The organism is Pseudonocardia sp. SID8383 (genome assembly GCF_009864975.1).
Taxonomy (GTDB): domain Bacteria; phylum Actinomycetota; class Actinomycetes; order Mycobacteriales; family Pseudonocardiaceae; genus Pseudonocardia; species Pseudonocardia alni.
Genome location: NZ_WWFY01001208.1, coordinates 1 through 17,171, shown reverse-complemented (window position 1 = coordinate 17,171; position 17,171 = coordinate 1). Strand labels below are relative to the sequence as shown.

The 17,171-nt window shown below is 74.2% G+C and carries 16 protein-coding genes; 5 read left to right on the top strand and 11 right to left on the bottom strand.

The window, feature by feature from the left end; all coding sequences use genetic code 11:
* The first annotated feature begins 211 nt into the window (after positions 1-211).
* A complete protein-coding gene (locus GTW08_RS31290) occupies positions 212-379 on the top strand; it encodes a hypothetical protein (protein WP_167379068.1) in 168 nt (55 codons plus the stop codon).
* Between the two features lie 126 nt (positions 380-505).
* On the opposite strand, the gene GTW08_RS29475 is transcribed toward GTW08_RS31290, so the two are convergent.
* The 5 genes from GTW08_RS29475 to GTW08_RS29455 all read right to left on the bottom strand — a co-directional run bounded on the left by GTW08_RS29475 (position 506) and on the right by GTW08_RS29455 (position 7,344).
* A complete protein-coding gene (locus tag GTW08_RS29475; RefSeq protein ID WP_073575671.1) occupies positions 506-907 on the bottom strand; it encodes a group I truncated hemoglobin in 402 nt (133 codons plus the stop codon).
* Between the two features lie 94 nt (positions 908-1,001).
* Entirely contained in the window at positions 1,002-5,474 is a 4,473-nt protein-coding gene (locus tag GTW08_RS29470; protein ID WP_073575673.1) for a Pls/PosA family non-ribosomal peptide synthetase, read from the bottom strand.
* 120 nt (positions 5,475-5,594) lie between these two features.
* Positions 5,595-6,311 (bottom strand): hypothetical protein, encoded by a 717-nt coding sequence (locus GTW08_RS29465; RefSeq protein ID WP_083658626.1) that lies wholly within the window; start codon positions 6,309-6,311, stop codon positions 5,595-5,597.
* Positions 6,308-6,808: a DUF7002 family protein gene (locus tag GTW08_RS29460; RefSeq protein WP_083658627.1), complete on the bottom strand. Its 501-nt coding sequence runs from the start codon at positions 6,806-6,808 to the stop codon at positions 6,308-6,310. Before GTW08_RS29460 ends, GTW08_RS29465 begins: the two co-directional genes overlap by 4 nt.
* A gap of 125 nt (positions 6,809-6,933) precedes the next feature.
* Complete coding sequence (locus GTW08_RS29455; protein WP_083658628.1) at positions 6,934-7,344, bottom strand: STAS domain-containing protein; 411 nt, start codon at positions 7,342-7,344, stop codon at positions 6,934-6,936.
* Between the two features lie 174 nt (positions 7,345-7,518).
* Between GTW08_RS29455 and GTW08_RS29450 the strand changes: the two genes are divergently transcribed.
* The 3 genes from GTW08_RS29450 to GTW08_RS29440 are packed head-to-tail and all read left to right on the top strand — an operon-like array spanning position 7,519 to position 10,821.
* A complete protein-coding gene (locus tag GTW08_RS29450) occupies positions 7,519-8,814 on the top strand; it encodes an amidohydrolase (protein ID WP_161152832.1) in 1,296 nt (431 codons plus the stop codon).
* A 47-nt stretch (positions 8,815-8,861) separates the two neighbouring features.
* Positions 8,862-9,809, top strand: coding sequence for an NADP-dependent oxidoreductase (locus tag GTW08_RS29445; protein WP_073575679.1), 948 nt, complete (start codon positions 8,862-8,864; stop codon positions 9,807-9,809).
* A gap of 55 nt (positions 9,810-9,864) precedes the next feature.
* Positions 9,865-10,821 (top strand): TIGR03557 family F420-dependent LLM class oxidoreductase, encoded by a 957-nt coding sequence (locus GTW08_RS29440; RefSeq protein ID WP_073575680.1) that lies wholly within the window; start codon positions 9,865-9,867, stop codon positions 10,819-10,821.
* 12 nt (positions 10,822-10,833) lie between these two features.
* Here GTW08_RS29440 and GTW08_RS29435 read toward each other — a convergent pair whose 3' ends face one another.
* The 4 genes from GTW08_RS29435 to GTW08_RS29420 form a co-directional block, all read right to left on the bottom strand.
* Positions 10,834-11,703: a hypothetical protein gene (locus tag GTW08_RS29435; RefSeq protein WP_073575681.1), complete on the bottom strand. Its 870-nt coding sequence runs from the start codon at positions 11,701-11,703 to the stop codon at positions 10,834-10,836.
* The gene (locus GTW08_RS29430; RefSeq protein WP_073575682.1) at positions 11,700-12,578 is read right to left on the bottom strand and encodes an ATP-binding cassette domain-containing protein; all 879 of its coding nucleotides are present in this window, start codon (positions 12,576-12,578) and stop codon (positions 11,700-11,702) included. Before GTW08_RS29430 ends, GTW08_RS29435 begins: the two co-directional genes overlap by 4 nt.
* Positions 12,575-12,967, bottom strand: coding sequence for a GntR family transcriptional regulator (locus GTW08_RS29425; protein ID WP_073575683.1), 393 nt, complete (start codon positions 12,965-12,967; stop codon positions 12,575-12,577). Before GTW08_RS29425 ends, GTW08_RS29430 begins: the two co-directional genes overlap by 4 nt.
* Before the next feature lie 127 nt (positions 12,968-13,094).
* Positions 13,095-13,454 (bottom strand): hypothetical protein, encoded by a 360-nt coding sequence (locus GTW08_RS29420; RefSeq protein ID WP_073575684.1) that lies wholly within the window; start codon positions 13,452-13,454, stop codon positions 13,095-13,097.
* A 124-nt stretch (positions 13,455-13,578) separates the two neighbouring features.
* Here GTW08_RS29420 and GTW08_RS29415 point away from each other — a divergent pair, with 124 nt between their 5' ends.
* Positions 13,579-14,559 (top strand): zinc-dependent alcohol dehydrogenase family protein, encoded by a 981-nt coding sequence (locus GTW08_RS29415; protein ID WP_073575685.1) that lies wholly within the window; start codon positions 13,579-13,581, stop codon positions 14,557-14,559.
* A gap of 9 nt (positions 14,560-14,568) precedes the next feature.
* Here GTW08_RS29415 and GTW08_RS29410 read toward each other — a convergent pair whose 3' ends face one another.
* Entirely contained in the window at positions 14,569-15,981 is a 1,413-nt protein-coding gene (locus GTW08_RS29410) for an APC family permease (protein WP_073575686.1), read from the bottom strand.
* Positions 15,982-16,410: 429 nt separating this feature from the next.
* Entirely contained in the window at positions 16,411-16,998 is a 588-nt protein-coding gene (mscL, locus tag GTW08_RS33135) for a large-conductance mechanosensitive channel protein MscL (RefSeq protein WP_073575687.1), read from the bottom strand.
* Positions 16,999-17,171: the final 173 nt, after the last annotated feature.

Below are 17,171 nucleotides of genomic sequence, written 5' to 3'. Positions count from 1 at the left end.
GGGGACGCTGCGGGCGGTGCCGGTGCGCGGGGCGGACCTGCAGCGACGGCTGCGGGCGGCCTGGCGCCGCGGCCGGGCACCGTCGGGCCCGGCGCTGGTGCTGGTGCGGATCGCGTCACGACGCTGATCCCGGACATGCGCGACGGCGTATCCTCGAAGGTACCCCCGGGGGTATCCAGTCGACCGGGACCGATACGAGGAGACGATCGCGATGTGCCGACGCGCCACCTGCCGGAACTGCGGCATGGTCACCTGGCAGGGCTGCGGGCAGCACATGGACCAGGTCATGGCCGGTGTGCGGCCGGCCGAGCGCTGTCGCTGCGCGCCGGCCGAGCGCTCCGGCGGGGGCCTGCTCGCGAGGTTGTTCGGCCGGTCCTGAGCGGGACCTCCGGCCCGACGATCGTCAGGCCGTGCGCGGCGGCGTCGGCGAGGTACTCCCTCCTCACCGGCGACACGCGGTGAGCGGATCCCGCCGGCGCCCGTCGGCGCCGGCGGGACGGGCGCGTCAGGCGACCTTCGGTCGCTGCTCCACGACCTCGGACCGGTAGCTCTCGATGATCTCCATGAACTCGGTGTGCTCCGGCGTGGGCACCCCGCAGAAGTTCAGCGTCGAGGAGATCTCCAGCGCGACGGCGTCGAACTGCTCGTCGGTGATCTTCAGCGTCTCGTGCGCGGTGACCATGTCCATGCCCGGGTAGCACTGCGGACCGCCCGCCGCCTGCACCGACCAGGCCGTGACCAGGAACTTGTAGCCGGGGGCGTTGGCGGGCTCGCCGTGGTGGGCGTGCACCCCCTCGTTCGCGTTGACCGAGGCGTTCGCGAAGAGCCGGTCGACGAGGACGTCGACCGCCCCGGCGATCGCGTAGATGCCGCCGAGGCGGTCGTACAGGGACTGCTGTTCGGACATGACGACGCTCCCACTCCGTTGTCGGGACCCGATCACAATCCCGGGCGGTGCGGGTGTCGTCAATAGTGCACAACCGGTTATCCCGGCCGTACAGTCAGTCGTCGACCGCGTGCTGCCCGTGTCCCGGGCCGTACCCGGCCAGCGACGGGACCTGGGCCCGCAACCCGGCGGGCAGGTGCCGGGCCAGGTCGTCACGGGTGTCCGCGCCGAGGCTGCGGGCCAGGGTGTCGAGCACCGCGACCGAGGCGTTGGTGGCCCAGGCGACGTCGTGCAGCTCCAGGTACTGCTGCACCCGCGACAGGAACACCTCCTCGGTGAACGGCTGGGGCAGCACGGGCACGGCCGACACCGGGACCGCGGGCTCCGCCGGCGCGCGGTGGTCGGGCACCGGGGCGTCGTCCGCCTCCGGCTCGGCGGGGTTCCCGCCCCAGCGCTCACCCGGGGCCACCTGCTCGCCCTTCATCAGGAACGAGTCGGCGGCCAGCGTCGCGCCGTCGCCGATGTCGGTGGAGTAGTGCACGAACGCCCGCACGCCGACGGCCACGCCGTCGCCGACCCGGATCCGGCCGGACTCGAAGCGGCCGTCCTCCAGCGAGTGGCACTGCAGGACCGACCCGGAGTTGAGCACGACGTCGTCGCCGAGGGAGACCAGGCTCTTCTCCGGCAGGGCGGCGCCGTCGTCGAAGACGCGCTTCCCGGCGCTCAGACCGGCCAGGCGGTTGCGCCACACGAGCAGCGGGGTCCCGGCCAGCACCGGCCGGACGTAGAGCTTCCAGAGCCGCTCGTGGAACCAGAAGTAGCGGTCGTAGATGGATGCGGTGCGCGGCTGCAGGCCGCGGAAGCCGAGCGTCGCGCGCTCCAGCAGCGCCGACCACACCATGAGCAGCAGCGGGCCGAGGAACACGGCCGGGCCGAGGGCCCACAGGCCCCACGCCGGCCAGAGCGCCACCGAGATCCCGAGCGGGACCAGCGCGACCGCGACGCCGAGGGCCCGCAGCAGCACCGTGACGACGAGGGTCGAGGCGTTGTAGCGGTTCTTGGAGCGCAGCCGGCGGGCCAGCTCCTCGTCGGTCGCCGGGTGGTTCGGGTGCGGCCCCGCGCCGGTGCGCGGGATCTCCATCGGCGGCGAGCCGAGCAGGCCCACCCCGGTCCGCACCGGCCCGTCCACCGGGACCATGACCTTGGTCGCGAGCAGCACGTCGTCGCCGATCCGGGCGTCCGGGGGCAGGTGCACGTCGTTGCCGACGAAGTTGTCCCGGCCCAGCCGCACCGGACGGATCCGGAACGAGTCGTGCGACAGCTCGGTGTTCATCATCCGCAGGCCGTCGGACACGATCGTCCCGGAGCCGACGCGGGCGTGCCGCGGCGACTCCTGACGGAGCTGGGTGCCGAAGTTCGACCCCGTCTGACGCAAGTCGTCCAGGTCGTAACCGAGGCCCTTCAGGTAACCGGTGATGAACGAGCTGTCGCCGAGCAGCAGCACCAGGAACCGCGCGTTCGACACGCCGGTCACGATCTGCTGGGCGACGTGGCGCACGCCGTAGAGCGGGAAGGTGCGGTCGACCGGCACGAACAGGGCGGCCAGCCTCGGCAGGGTCAGCACGGCGAGCGCGCCCACCAGCAGGGCGGCCACGACCAGCGCCACCACCGCGATCGCGCCGATCAGGAAGAACCACCAGTGTGCGCCCATGTCGGCACCGGTCAGGCCGATCAGCCCGGCCACCTGCGGGGCGAAGCGGGCGAACAGGCCGACGAGCAGCGCGAACACCGCCGTCGCGACGGCCCAGGACAGCCCGGCGAACACCGCCGAGTAGACGACCCGGCGCAGCCGCCCCGCGCCGACGGCGTCGGGCCCGCGGTAGTCCGAGCCGGAGGGGCCGGCGGGCGAGCCGTGCCAGACCTCGCCGGCGGGGACGGTGACACCGGGGCGCAGCGCCGAGGCGTGGCCCAGCTGCGACCCGTCCTGCATCCAGGTCCGGATGTCGAGCACGGCGGCCTCGCCGACCACGCAGTCGTCGCCGACGCCGACCGGGCCGAACTCCAGCGCACCGGGCACGGCCCGGTAGCCCTGCAGCGACGCCTCCGGGTGCACGATCGTGCGGGCGCCGACCCGGACGAGGTCGGTGGCGACCGGGACGGCCCCGAACAGGGCGCTGCCGCGCCCGATCCGCGCGCCGAGCAGCCGCAGCCAGGCGGTGTACAGCGGGGTGCCGACGGCCAGCGCCATCGGGTTGGTCCGGATCAGCGTCGAGACGACCCAGAACCGCAGGTGGGCGGCGCCCCACAGGGGCACGGTCCGTTCGCGGAAGCGGCCGACGAGCGTCCACTTGGCGAGCACCGGCAGCAGCACGACGGCGACGAGTACCCCCGCGGTCCACAGCGCGGCCCGGCCGGTGAGCGACACCGCGTCGGGGGCAGTGGAGATCCAGCGGTAGCCGAGGACCAGCACCGCGGCGGCGGCGAACCCGGAGGCGAGCAGGAACAGCAGCTGCGCGGCCCCGGTCAGCGTGTGCGCCACCGGGCGGGCGCGCACCGGCTCGACCGGCTCCGCGGCCACGGTCGGCACGACGTCGCCGAGCGCGGCGGCGAGCCGGCGCACGGTGGGGTGGCGGTAGACGTCGCGTGCGGACACCGACGGCAGGTCGTCGCGACGGCGCACGGCGGCGGCGAACCCGGCCAGCAGCAGCGAGGTGGCGCCGAGCTCGTCGAAGAAGTCGGCCTCGACCGAGATCTCGGCGGGCTCGACCCGCAGCACGGTGGCGAGCTCGGCGACCAGGCCGCGCTCGACGTCGGTCGCCGGGCCCACGACCGGGCCGGTCGCGGCCACGCGGCTGCCGGTCGGCGCGGGCAGGTTCTTGCGGTCCGCCTTGTCGCTGGTCGTCATCGGGATGAGCTCGAGGTGCTCGAGGTAGGGGGGCACCATGTAGGACGGCAGCCGGTCCTGCAGGCGGGCCCGCAGGTCGGTCGGCGGTTCCGCGCCGCGGACCAGGCTGTAGTAGCCGACGAGCTCCTTCGTGCCGGGCGTCGGCTCGAACGTGTCCACCACGGCCATCGCGACCGAGGGGTGGTCCTGCAGCACGGCCTCGATCTCGGAGAGCTCGATGCGGTAGCCGCGGACCTTGACCTGCAGGTCGATGCGGCCCCGGTACTCGATCTCGCCGTCGGCGTTGATCCGCGTGAGGTCACCGGTGCGGTAGATCAGTCCGGACGGGTTGTTCGGCAGGTCGACCGGGGCCGGGACGAACACCTCGGCGGTCTTCTCGTCGCGGTTGAGGTAGCCGTCGGCCAGCCCCACCCCTGCGACGGCCAGCTCCCCGGTCTCGCCGAACGGCAGCACCCTGGTCGGGTCGGTGGTGTCCAGGACGAGGGCGGCGTAGGTCGGCAGCGGCCGTCCGATCGTCACCGGACGGTCCGGGTGGACCTGCGCCATCGTCGCGGTGACGGTGGCCTCGGTGGGGCCGTAGACGTTGAGGAAGCGGCGCTGCGGGGTCCACCAGCGACGGATGAGGTCCTGCGGGCAGGCCTCGCCGGACACGAGCAGGAAGCGCAGGTCGTCGAGGTCCGCCTCGACGGTGGCCAGCAGCGTCGGCACCACGCACATCGCGGTGACGCGGCGCTCGATCAGGAAGTCGTGCAGGTCCTCGCCGACCAGCGACACCCCGGCCGGCTTGGGGACGAGGGTGGCGCCGGTCAGGAACGAGGTCCAGATCTCCTCGACGGAGAAGTCGAAGGCCAGGGTCAGTCCCTGGTACATGCGGTCGTCGGCGCGGACGCCGTACTCGTCGGCGGCGACCCGCACGAAGTTGCAGATCGCCGGGTGTCCGATCACGACGCCCTTGGGCCGGCCGGTGGAGCCGGAGGTGTAGATCAGGTAGGCGGGGTGCTCGCGGCCCGGTGTGCGACGGGTGTCCGGCCCGAGCCGCTCGTCGGAGCAGGCGGCGATGTCGGCGGCCGCCGCACCGGTGACCGAGAGGATCTCGACGTCGCCCCGCACGGGGTCGCCGACCTTCGCCAGCGCGCTGTCGGTGACCAGCAGCAGACCGGCCGCGGAGTCGGAGAGGATGAACGCCACGCGGTCCGCGGGGAAGCCCGCGTCCATCGGGACGAAGGTGGCCCCGGTCTTGAGCACCGCGAGCATGGCGGTGTAGCTCTCCACCGGGTCGTCGAGCAGCAGCCCGACGACGTCGCCGGGGCCGGTGCCGCGCCCGCGCAGGTGCCGGGCGAGACGGTTGGTGCGCCCGTCGAGGTCGCGGTAGGTCAGCGTGGCGTCGCCGGTGTCGACGGCGACGGCGTCCGGGTGGTGGTCGACGGCCTCCTCGAACACCTCGGCGAGCTGCTCGCCGGGCCGGGCCCGGGAGGCCTCCAGGGTCGCCCCGGGGACCAGCACGCGGTGGTCGAGCGGCACGGCGCCGGGGCGGGGGCGGGGGCTCGGTACCGGACGGCGGGTCGGCGAGGGGCGGTACGGCAGGTCCCGGCGGATCACCTGGGGCTGCCCCGGCTGCGTGGCGCGGTCGTCGCCGCCGTCGACCCCACCGGTGAGGGCCGACCGGTTGGACACGTCGGACATGACACCGGCCTACCCCTTCCCGCGGGGACGGAAAGTGCAGGTCGGGGTGGCGATCGTCACTCGCAAAGTGGTGAACCCCGGTCGGGTGGAATACGTAGCCACACGCGGGCTCCGCTGTCGTCACGGCGGCGGCGTCGACCCGTGCACCGTCCGGAACAGGGTGTCGACGAGATCGACCCCCAGGTCATGATCATGGTCGGCCGGGAGGTCGACACCGTGGTCGTGGAACCACGAGGGCGGGGCCTCCGGGTGCGGGCCGACGACACCGACCGCGCCGTCACCGCACCGGGTGACGCAGGCGGCCACCGTGCCGTCGGCGTATGTGGCCAGGATCTCGGTCTCCGCGAGCGCCCGGCGTGTCGGCCGGATCACGCCCCCGTCCTGGAGGTACATCCGCCGTTCGGCTCCACGCCACCGGACCGTGACCAGGGCCGGGTCCGGGGTGGACGGATCGGCCCCCGGGCGGGACCAGTACTCGTCGACGGCGAGGCCGACGAGGTTGAGGAAGCCGCGCTCCACCAGGAACGCTCCCATGCAGACGCCCAGATAGCACCCGCCCCCGTGGACGAACCGGCGGATCGCGCCCTTGTCCGCGCGCAGCCGCCGGAACGCGGACTCGTCGTCGCCGGAGGCACCGGGGTGGGCGAACAGCACCGTGTCCGGGTCGGACAGTGCCTCCCGCAGCGGACGGTCGCCCGCCGGGCCCGCGGTCCGGACGTCGAACCCGTGCCCGCTGCGGCGCAGCAGGTCGGCGACGGCCTCGGTGTCGTCGGTGTGGTCGCCGGCCGACGGCCGGGTCCAGGCGTCGGCGAGCACGACGGCGACCGGCCGGCTCATCCGGAGCGCTCCGGTACGGCCGGGGCGTCCACCAGGTGCGCGAGCAGGTCCCGGACGCCGCCGGGCACGGCCACCTCCACCGGCCGCCACGACGACGGCACCCGCCCCACCGGCAGGAAGGTGTCCGGCCCGCGTCGCCCCTGCGCGAACAGCGCGGCGCCGGAGTTGATCCGGGTCACGAGCACCCGGTCGCCGTGCGCGGCCACCAGGGACGCGGTGTCGACGGTGAGGACGACGTGCTCGGTGTCGGCGTAGCGGGGCAGCGCGTGCAGCCGGCGCAGGCGGGCGGGGTCCGCCCACAGGAACGCGCAGCCGTTGATCCGGCGCAGGTAGTCGGCCACACCGAACCCGGACCCCGGGTCGAGCATCCGTCCCAGGGCTGCCGGGTTGAGCGGGCGCTGGTCACGCAGCCAGGCGATGCCGTGCTCGGGGTGGTGCAGCCGCACCGCCCGCGGGCGACGCGTGGTCAGCAGCCGTTCCCGCTCGTCGCCGGTCACCCCGAACAGGTCGAGCAGCCCCGCGACCGGCAGCAGCCCGTGCGTGGCGATCCCGGGCCACGACGCGGCGGGCGTGGTGTGGAACAGGCGCGGCGCGCGGCGGACGAGATCGTCGGGGTGCAGACTCAGGCCCCCAGGGCCGTGTCGAGATCCGGGTACCAGGTGATGACCTGGTCCAGCCCGGTCATCCGCACCGGCCGGATCACCGCACGGTTGCCCGGGCCGGTGACCCCGTCGAGACGGACCCCGGCCTCACCGGCCGCCCGGGAAGACCGGACCACCGCGGTCAGACCGTGCGACCCGAGGAATCCGACGCCGGACAGGTCCAGCAGCGCCCGCGCCGGTCGCGTCTGGTGGAGCATCTCCGACATCCGGGCCCGGATCGCCTCGGCCTCGGCGAGGTCGACGTCACCGATCACCTCGAGGACGGTCACACCGGGCGCCGGGGTGTGCTCGCGCAGGCTCACCCGGGAGTGCGGCTCCGGCCAGCTGCCCGTGTGGCCGAGCCGCCGGCGGCCGGGCTCGGCCGACGTCACGACGGCCGCCCGGGTTCGGGCACGCCTCGCCCACGACCCCGCCCGCCGGATGGTGCGGGGCCGGATGTCCGGGGACCTACGGCCGAGTTTCCGATGGGCTCACCGTACCGGGCCCCGGGCCGTTGTCCATCGGTCGACCTGCGGGATCCTGTCCGGGGAGAGAGTCTTCACCGGGTGACCATCTCCACATCACCGCGACCCCCGGACCCGGCCGGCGACGGTGCCGTGACCGTCGTGCGGCGCGCCCGCGTCCCCGGCCACGACGGCGCCGTCGACATCGTGATGTCCGGCGGCAGGATCCGGTCGGTGGGTGTCCCGGCGCCCGCCGGGGCACCCGGTACCGACGCGGGGGACCGGCTCGTCGTCGGCGGCCTCGTCGACGCGCACCTGCACCTGGACAAGGCGCTCACCGCTGACCGCTGCTCCTGGTCCGGCGGCACCGTCGACGACGCGATGGCCGAGACCGCGGCGATGAAGGCGGACTTCACCGTCGACGACGTCGCCGCCCGCGCCGGGGCCGTCCTGGCGTCCTGCGTCGCGCACGGCACCACCCGGGTGCGGACCCACGTCGAGCTCGACCCGACCGTCGGGCGACGCGGGCTGGAGGGTGTGCTGGCGGCCGCGGCGGACTGGGCCTGGGCCGTCGACGTCGAGGTCTGCGTGTTCGCCCAGGACGGTCTGACCGGCTCGCCGGAGACGGCCCGGCTGCTCGACGAGGCGCTCGGCGGGGCCCGCGCGGCGGGCCGGCGCGCGGTCGTGGGCGGCGCCCCCTACGCCGACGACGACCCCGCGGGCCAGCTGGACCGCGTGTTCGGGCTGGCCGCGGACCACGACGCCGACGTCGACCTGCACCTGGACCTGTTCGACGGCACCGCCGAGGGCGCGCTGATCGGCACGGTGTGCGACCTGACCGAACGGGCCGGGCTCGGCGGCCGGGTCACCGCGGGCCACGGCACGGCCTGGTCGTTCCTGGAGCCCGAGCAGCGCGCCGCGGTGCTGGACCGGTGCGCCGGGACGGGGGTCGGCGTGGTCTCCCTGCCGTCGACGGACCTGTTCCTCACCGGCCGGGAGACCGGCGCCGGGGCGCCGCGCGGGGTCGTCGTGCTGGACCGGCTCGTCGAGCGCGACGCCGCGGCCGCGGTGGCCACGAACAACGTCCGCAACGCCTTCACCCCCTACGGCGACGGCTCCCTGGTCCGGATGGCGAACCTCTACGCCAACCTGACCCACCAGGCGTCGCCGGAGCAGCTGGCGGCCTGCCTGGACCTGGTCGGCCCGCGCGCCGCCCGGGTGCTCGGCACCCCGGCCGCCGCCACCGGGGTCGTCGCGGGGGCCCCGTCCGACCTGGTCTGCCTCGACGCACCCGACCCGGGCACGGCGGTCGCCGCCGTCGCACCGGTCCGCTGGGTGCTGAAGGGCGGTCGCCGGACCGTCACCGGCGCGGCCGTGGAGCTGCACCCACCGGTGTGACCCGGCTCATCGGTGCAGGCAATCGCGCAGCGGGAACGCTGCCCGACATGAGCACACGTGAGGGCAGGGCCGTGCGGTACGACCGCTACGGCGGCGTCGACGAGCTGTACGTGACCGGTGTCGGGTTCGACGACCCCGGTCCGGGTCGTGTGCTGGTCGAGGTGCACGCGGCCGGGATCAACCCGGGCGAGACCGCGCTGCGCGAAGGCGTGTTCGCCGAGTCCTGGCCCAGCACGTTCCCCAGCGGGCAGGGCAGCGACTGGGCCGGGGTCGTCGCGGCGGTCGGGGAGGGCGTCACCGACGTCGAGCCCGGCGACGACGTCTTCGGCTGGACCGACGACCGCGCCTCCCAGGCCACCCACGTCGACGTGCCCGCCGAGCAGGTACTGCGCCGCCCGGCCGGTCTCGACGTCGCGACGGCCGGTGCGCTCTACATCGCCGGGACGGCCGCGGCCGCGTCGGTCGCGTCGGTGGACCCGCAGCCGGGGGAGACGGTCGTCGTCGCCGGTGCCGCGGGCGGGGTGGGGCAGATCGCGGTGCAGCTGCTGACGCTGCGCGACGTGGAGGTCGTCGGGATCGCCTCCGAGCGCAACCACGACCGGCTGCGCGAGCTGGCCGTGACCCCGGTCGCCTACGGGTCCTCGCCCGAGGAGACGCTGGCGAACCTGCGTGCCGCGACGCCGGACCGGGTGCACGCCGTCGTCGACCTCGTCGGCGGCGGCTACGTCGCGCTCGCCCGCGAGCTCGGTGTCGCCCCGGAGCGGATCAACACGATCATCGACTTCGAGGGCGCGCAGGCCCACGGCGCCGCCACCCGGGGCACCGCCGACTCCGCGGGCCGCGACGACCTCGCCGCGCTCGGCGCGCTCGTCGCCGACGGGGCCCTGCAGGTCGCGATCGCGGCCGGCTACCCGCTCGACGGGGTCCGCGAGGCCTACACCGAGCTGGAGAAGCGGCACACCGCGGGGAAGATCGTCCTGCTGCCGCAGGAGTGATCCGACGCATGCCGGGAACCCCACCGGCGCCACCCCCGAGGAGAGGACACCCGTCGTGCAGATCGGCTTCAAGCTCTTCGCCGAGGCCCACACGCCGCAGGAGATGGTCCGCCAGGCCGTCCGGGCGGAGGAGGCCGGTTTCGACTTCGTCGAGATCTCCGACCACTACCACCCGTGGCTCGAGAGCCACGGGCACTCCGGGTTCGCCTGGTCGATCCTCGCCGCGATCGCGATGCGGACCGAGCGGATCGGCCTGGCCACCGGGGTGACCTGCCCGACGATCCGCTACCACCCGGCGATCATCGCCCAGGCCGCCGCAACGACCGCACTGCTGTCCGACGGCCGGTTCACCCTCGGCGTCGGCTCCGGCGAGCAGCTGTCCGAGCACATCACCGGACACCCGTGGCCGGTCGTCGGGGTGCGGCACGCCATGCTCCGCGAGGCGCTGGAGATCATCCGGCTGCTCTGGTCCGGCGGCTACCGCACCTACCGCGGCAACCACCTGTCCATCGAGGACGCGCAGGTGTTCGACCTGCCGGACACACTGCCGGACATCGTCGTCGCCGCGGGCGGGCCGAAGGCGGCGCGGATCGCCGGTGAACTGGGCGACGGCCTCTTCGCCACCGAGCCCCGCACCGACCTGATCGACGCCTACACCGCGGCCGGCGGGACCGGCTCCCGCTGGGCCGAGGTCCCGCTGGCCTACGCCGGCACCGTCGACGCCGCGCTGGAGTCCGCGCACCGGCTGTTCCGGTTCGGCCCGACCGGCTGGAAGATCCAGGCCGAGCTGCCGAACGTGCGCAACTTCGAGGCTGCGACGGCCTTCGTCCGCAGGGAGGACATGGCCGACGCGTTCGGGGCGGGCCCGGACGTCGAGACCCACGTCGCGACGGTGAAGGGCTTCGCCGACGCGGGCTACGACCGGCTCGCACTGATCAGCGCCGGACCGGACGTCGAGGAGTTCTTCAGCTTCTACGAGGGTGAGCTCGCGGGCCGGCTGCGCGCGCTCTGACCCGCAGGCGGCTCACCGGCCCAGTGGCCGGCGCAGTCGTGCGAACAGCCATGCGGCGGCGCCGGCCGCCAGGACCAGGTGCAGCGCGACCTCCGCCCAGTGCAGCGGCCAGCGGTCGGTCGCAGGGTGCACGAGCACGTAGTTCCCGTCGATGCCCGCGGCCCGCAGGCAGGCGACGTCGTCCTGGGTGCAGCCGGTGCCGGACGCACCGCTGCGCAGGCCACCACCGGTCAGGGTGTAGCCGGAGTCGAGACGTTGTTCCCCGGCGCCCGAGGAACCCCCCAGCGGGAGCGGGCCGGTCCGCAGCCGGGGCGCGACCATGTGGCCACGCAGGGCCGTGATCGCCACCTCGGTCACGACGACGGTCGCGAGCGTCAGCACGGACGCGGCCAGGACCCGGCGCAGCAGCAGCCCCGTCAGCACACCGATCGTGAGCGCGGACAGGGTGCGGGCGAGCGGGACGAGCCCGGTCGCGGCGACGGTGCGCGCGTCGTGCCAGGGTTCGGTCGCGGCGAGACCCGCGTACACCGCGGCCGCGGTGACCACGGTCGTGACGGCGACGCCCCCGCCGACGAGCAGGGCCGAGCCCGCCCAGCGACGCCGGGACACGGACTGGGTCAGCAGCAGCACGTGCGTGCCACGCTCCAGGTCACCGGCCAGCAGGGGAGCCCCGAGGAACGCCCCCACCAGGGCCGGTGCCGCGAGCACCAGGTACCCGGCGACGTCCGACACCGGGTTCTCGATCACCCCGAACGGGTCGCGGGCGACGGTGTCGAGTGCGTCCACCGCGGCCAGCACGACGAGCGCCAGGCACAGTGCGACCCCCAGCCCGGCGGTGACGAGCAGCGCGCCGCGGTGGGTGCGCCAGACGACCCACGTCATCGGGACCCCTCCCGCCCGGCGGCCGCGCGGAGATGACCCACGACCACCTCCAGCAACCCCGGGGCGTGCGCCCGCCACCCGGCGGGCGGCTCCGGCCGGCTGCGGCCGCGGACGAGGACGGTCTGCCCGCGACCGTGCACCCGCTGCTCGACGACGGTGTGGTCGTCCGGCCAGCCGGTGTCCCCGGCCGGCCCGTCGAGGATCCGGTGCTCGGCCAGCAGGTCGTCGATGTCGGCGTCGATCAGGACCCGCCCGCGGTCGAGGAACAGCAGCCGGTCGCAGCTGTCCTGCAGGTCCTCGACCTCGTGCGAGGCGAGCACCGCGGTCGCCCCGGTGCCGGCGACGTGCCCGGTGACCGCGGCCAGCACCCGGCGGCGGGTCAGCGGGTCGAGCCCGGCCAGTGGTTCGTCGAGCAGCAGCAGGTCCGGCCCGGGGCCCAGGACCAGCGCGAGCGCGAGCACCGCCCGTTGCCCGCTCGAGAGCGCCGCCGTCCGGCGCTCCGCCGGGAGCTGCCCGGTGAGGTCGGCGACCCGGCGGTCGTCCCAGCGGCCGGGGTTGAGCGCCGCCCCCAGCCGAAGCGTCTCGGCGACGGTGAAGTCGTCGGGCAGCGGCTTCGACGGAGCCAGGTGGCCGACCGCCGGGTGCGGCCCGCCGGTGGGCACCGGTGCACCGAGCACCTCGGCGGTGCCCTCCGTCGGGAGGTCGAGCCCGGCCAGCAGGCCGAGCAGCGTGGACTTCCCGGCGCCGGGGGCGCCCGTCAGGGCGACGACGGAGCCGGGCTCGACGGTGAGCGAGCAGTCGCGCAGCGCCGGGGTCCCGCCGAAGCGGCGGCCGAGCCCGGAGGTGCGCACCGCATCGGTCGTGGCGGTGGTCATGCGTCTCCTCGGTCGTAGTGCCGGTCGAGGGCTGCACGCACCAGCGCGTCGGCCTCCTCCCGGGACAGCCCGGTCGTGACGGCGCGGGCCGCCCAGTCCTCGAGCTCGGCCCGTAGCGGCGAGTTCGTGGCGGGCTCCGAGGCCGTGGCGTCGGGGCGGACGAAGGTCCCGACACCGCGCTTCGCCTCGACCAGCCCGTCCCGCTCCAGCTCCCGGTAGGCCTTGAGCACGGTGTTCGGGTTGATCGCGGTGGCCTCGACGACCTCACGGGCCGTCGGCAGCCGGTCCCCGGCCCGCAGCGTGCCCAGCAGCAGCGCCTCCCGCGTCTGCCGGACGATCTGTGCGTACGCAGCCACCCCGGAGCGCCGGTCGATCCGGTACTCGATCACCGGTGCCTCCTCTCCGGACGGTGGTGCCACATCATGCGGGCCGGGTGCCGATCCCCCACCGGCACCCGGCCCGGCGGACGGCCGGCGCTCCCCGGATCCCCTCCGTCCGGGGAGCGCCGACCGTGGCTCAGGCGATGATCCCGCAGCTCAGTCGCGTCTCCTCGGTGGCGGGCCGGACGTCGCAGTAGGTGCGCAGATCCGGGTTGAGCAGTGTCCGCTCGCCGATGGTCACCCCGTTCTCGCTGACCACGATCCGCTCGTAGCCGCCGCCCTCGGTCGGGATGTCGCTCCGGCCTCCGGCGGGAAGCGTGAAGGAGTACCCGCTCCCGTGGGGGCCCAGGACCGTCACGTCCACCGGTCCGTGGCCCGACGTGACCGTCAGGGGTGTCGGGTCGATGGTGACCGGGTCGGCGAGCGCGGTGCCGGTGGCGCCGCCCATCGCGATCGCGGCGGCCAGGAACCCGATGATCGTGCGTCGTGCGTGCATGTCGTGTCTCCCCCTCGGGGTCGCCTGATTCCTACTTTCACTAGTTAACTAGTGAAATCAGGGAAGCGCAACCCCTCCGGTCGGAGGGGGCGGCGCGTGTCCGGCGGGCGGCAGGGTGGCGGCCATGAACAGGGTCGTTCGCTTCACCGAGCTCGGCGGTCCCGAGGTGCTGACGGTCGTCGAGGAGCCGGTGCCGCAGCCGGGGCCGGGGGAGGCCGTCGTCGCCGTCGAGGCGATCGGGCTGAACCGGGCCGAGTCGATGTTCCGGCGCGGTGAGTACATCGAGCCGACCCGGCTCCCGGCCGGTCTGGGCTACGAGGCTGCGGGCACCGTCGCCGCCGTCGGCGCGGGCGTGGACCGCTGGTCGGCGGGGGACCCGGTGAGCATCGTCCCGGCGTTCTCGATGAACGACCACACCGTCTACGGCGACCATGCCCTCGTCCCGGCCCGCGCCCTGGTCCCGCGGCCGGTGGACGCGGTGACCGGGGCCGCGACCTGGATGCCGTTCCTCGTCGCCTACGCCGGGCTGCTCGAACCGCGCGTCCTGCAGCCGGGCGACCACGTGCTGGTCACGGCGGCGTCGTCGAGCGTGGGGCTGGCGGCGATCGCGACCGCGAACCGGATCGGCGCCGTCCCGATCGCCACCAGCCGCAGCCGCGCCAAGGCGCAGGCGCTGCTCGACGCCGGGGCCGCACACGTCGTCGCCACCGGGGAGGAGGACCTGGTCGCGCGCTGCCGGGAGATCACCGGCGGGCGGGGCCTGGACGTCGTGTTCGACGCCGTCGCCGGCCCTGCCGTCGAGACGATGGCCGACGCGGTCCGCCCGGACGGCACGATCGTCATCCACGGCAGGCTCTCCGGTGAACCGACGATCTTCCCGACGGCGACGCTGCCCGACCTCGTCGTCCGCTCGTTCACCCTGTTCGCGATGACCCGCGATGCCGAACGCCTGCGCCGGGCGGCCGCGTTCGTCGCCGCGGGGATGCGCGGTGGGGACTTCGCCCCACAGGTGGACCGGGTGTTCGACGGGCTCGACCAGGTCGTCGCCGCGCACGAGCACCTGGAGTCCAACGCCCAGGTCGGGAAGATCGTCCTGCGGCCCTGACCGGGCGGCTCAGCCGTCCAGCTTCGACGGGTCCAGGGTCGCCTTCTTGACCCCGAGCCTGCGGTTGAGCAGCAGCGTGATCCCGTAGAGGACCAGGCCGAGCAGGAGCAGCAGCCCGGCCAGCTCGTACTGGATCGCGTCCCGCCCGGAGAACGGCAGGACCAGGTACAGGCTGGCGACGGCGCCGACGACCGGCAGGCCGGGCGGGGCCCGGAAGTGGTCCTCGGGGATCCGGTCGCGGCGAAGCACCAGCACCGCGATGTTGACGATCGTGAACACGGCGAGCAGCAGCAGCGAGGTCGTGCCGCCGAGCGCGGAGACGACGTCGGAGTCCGAGTCCAGCGACACGTAGCTGATCAGCGCGAACGAGATCAGCGTGGTGAAGATGATCGACACCCACGGCGTGCGGCGGAACGGGTGCACCCGTGCCAGCGGCTTGGGCAGCACGGCCTGGTTGGCCATCCCGTAGAGCAGCCGCGAGGCCATCAACATGTTGATCAGCGCCGAGTTCGCGACGGCGAACATCGAGATGAACGGCAGGACCAGGTCGGCCGGGATGCCGGGCGCCCCGGCGCGGACGACCTCGACCAGCGGCGTCTCGCTCGCCGCCAGCGGGCCGACCGGGACCAGCGCCACCGCGCAGATCGCGACGAGCACGTAGATGACCCCGGTGATGGTCAGCCCGGTGATCATGATTCTGGGGAAGATCCGGCGCGGCTCGTGGCACTCCTCGGCCATGTTCACCGAGTCCTCGAAGCCGACCATCGCGAAGAACGCCAGCGAGGTCGCCGAGGTGACCGCCAGGAACACCCCCTTGTCCTCGGGGGTGTCGAAGGCGACGACCCGCGACCAGTCGGCGTCGCCGCCGGCGATCGCGTAGATCCCGATCAGGATCACCAGGAGCAGGCCGGAGAGCTCGACGATCGTGAGCACCACGTTGACCTTCACGCTCTCGCCGACGCCGCGGAAGTTCACCGCCGCGACCAGCAGCATGAATCCCAGCGCGATCAGCACGATGCCGCCGTTGCCCAGGTCCAGCCCGAAGCCCTCGTTCAGGTTCGCCGCGAACGCCCGTGACGCCGTCGACGCCGAGGTGATCCCCGAGCTCATCACCACGAAGGTGACCATGAACGTCAGGAAGTGGATGCCGAACGCCTTGTGCGTGTAGAGCGCCGCGCCCGCCGCCTGCGGGTACTTCGTGACCAGCTCCAGATAGGAGAACGCGGTGATCATGGCGACGGCGAAGGCGACCAGGAACGGCACCCACGCCGCCCCGCCGACCTCCTCGGCGACCTGGCCGACCAGGGCGTAGATGCCCGTACCCAGGATGTCGCCGACGATGAACAGCAGCAGGAGCCTGGGCCCCATGACCCGCTTCAGCGCGGGCCCGTCCTCCGCCGTCGACGTGGTGGCGTCCGCCATCGTGGTGCGCTCCCCTCCGCGGCGGCCCGTGCCGCCCGCGACCGGCTCAGCCTGGTGGGGGGTTCGTGCCGTGTCGAGTCGAAAGGGTGGAGTGTTCATCTGGAGGGAGCGTGTGTGGCCCCGCTGACGTGGCGTTCACTGTCCGGCGCGCGCTCGTCGCAGGAGCCGGAGGTCGCCGTGTGTACCGCTACCGAGTGATCGCCTGTCTCGTCGCGCCGGGAGGTCCTGCTCCAGGCCGGCATGTGGCGGACGTGCCGATGTTCATGGTCGCCCGCGGCGACGTGGTGCGGATGCGGATCGCCGACGGCAGCGGCGCGGTGCGCCCCGACGCATCTGTCGGAGGGCCTGATGGCGCACCTCGTGTACGAGGGGGTGACCACGCCGTACCGGGTCGGCGGGCCGTCGGGCAGCGACCCGGAGTGAGCAGGCTCAGCCGCGGTGCCGGGACCGGCGCGGGGTGTCCGGGTAGGGCTCGGGGTAGCCGTCGTCGACCGGGCCGGGCTGCGGCGGCTGCGACGCGTGCGACGGGGGCACCGGACGGCCCTGCGGCGGGCCGGACGGCATCGGCGGCGCCGGCACCGTCGGCTGTCCGACGGCGCGGGGTGCGGGGGCGAGGGCCCGCTCGCGGTCCCGCTCGGCCTGGTCGCGGAGCAGGTCGCGGATCTCCTTCAGCAGGTCGAGGTCGGTCTCCAGGGCCGGGTCCCCGGCGTCGCGCTTGCGGCGCTCCTGGAGCCACTTCATCGGGAAGACGACCAGGAAGTAGATGACCGCGGCGGTGATCAGGAACGTGATGACGGCGTTGAGGAAGCTCGCGTAGTCGAGCTGCACCTCGTCGGTCAGCGGGATCGTGCCCGGGGGCACGGCGTTCTCCCCGCCGGAGAACAGCCGGAGCAGCGGCTCCAGGAACGCCTTCGTGAAGGCGGTGACCACGGCCGTGAACGCCGCACCGATGACGACGGCGACCGCCAGGTCGATCACGTTGCCACGCAGCAGGAATTCCTTGAAGCCCTTCAGCACGCCGGAGCACTCCTCGAGATCGGGTCGGGGGCGGGGGTGGGTCCGGCGAAGGAGGGTAACCGGACCATGACCTCCGTGCCGGGCCTGCGCCCGCACGGTGCGGCCCGGCGCGGCGGACGGGACGCGCCGGTCGACGGGCGGCCCGGGCGCGGGGTCGAGGGTCAGGCGGTGGG

Bases quoted from the DNA above. Each gene is read 5' to 3' on its own strand.
- GTW08_RS29435 (WP_073575681.1), bottom strand. From the start codon at position 11,703: ATGACGTGGGTCGTCTGGCGCACCCACCGCGGCGCGCTGCTCGTCACC.
- GTW08_RS29445 (WP_073575679.1), top strand. From the start codon at position 8,862: ATGAGCACACGTGAGGGCAGGGCCGTGCGGTACGACCGCTACGGCGGC.
- GTW08_RS29465 (WP_083658626.1), bottom strand. From the start codon at position 6,311: ATGAGCCGGCCGGTCGCCGTCGTGCTCGCCGACGCCTGGACCCGGCCG.
- GTW08_RS29415 (WP_073575685.1), top strand. From the start codon at position 13,579: ATGAACAGGGTCGTTCGCTTCACCGAGCTCGGCGGTCCCGAGGTGCTG.
- GTW08_RS29470 (WP_073575673.1), bottom strand. From the start codon at position 5,474: ATGTCCGACGTGTCCAACCGGTCGGCCCTCACCGGTGGGGTCGACGGC.
- GTW08_RS29420 (WP_073575684.1), bottom strand. From the start codon at position 13,454: ATGCACGCACGACGCACGATCATCGGGTTCCTGGCCGCCGCGATCGCG.
- GTW08_RS29475 (WP_073575671.1), bottom strand. From the start codon at position 907: ATGTCCGAACAGCAGTCCCTGTACGACCGCCTCGGCGGCATCTACGCG.
- GTW08_RS29430 (WP_073575682.1), bottom strand. From the start codon at position 12,578: ATGACCACCGCCACGACCGATGCGGTGCGCACCTCCGGGCTCGGCCGC.
- GTW08_RS29410 (WP_073575686.1), bottom strand. From the start codon at position 15,981: ATGGCGGACGCCACCACGTCGACGGCGGAGGACGGGCCCGCGCTGAAG.
- GTW08_RS31290 (WP_167379068.1), top strand. From the start codon at position 212: ATGTGCCGACGCGCCACCTGCCGGAACTGCGGCATGGTCACCTGGCAG.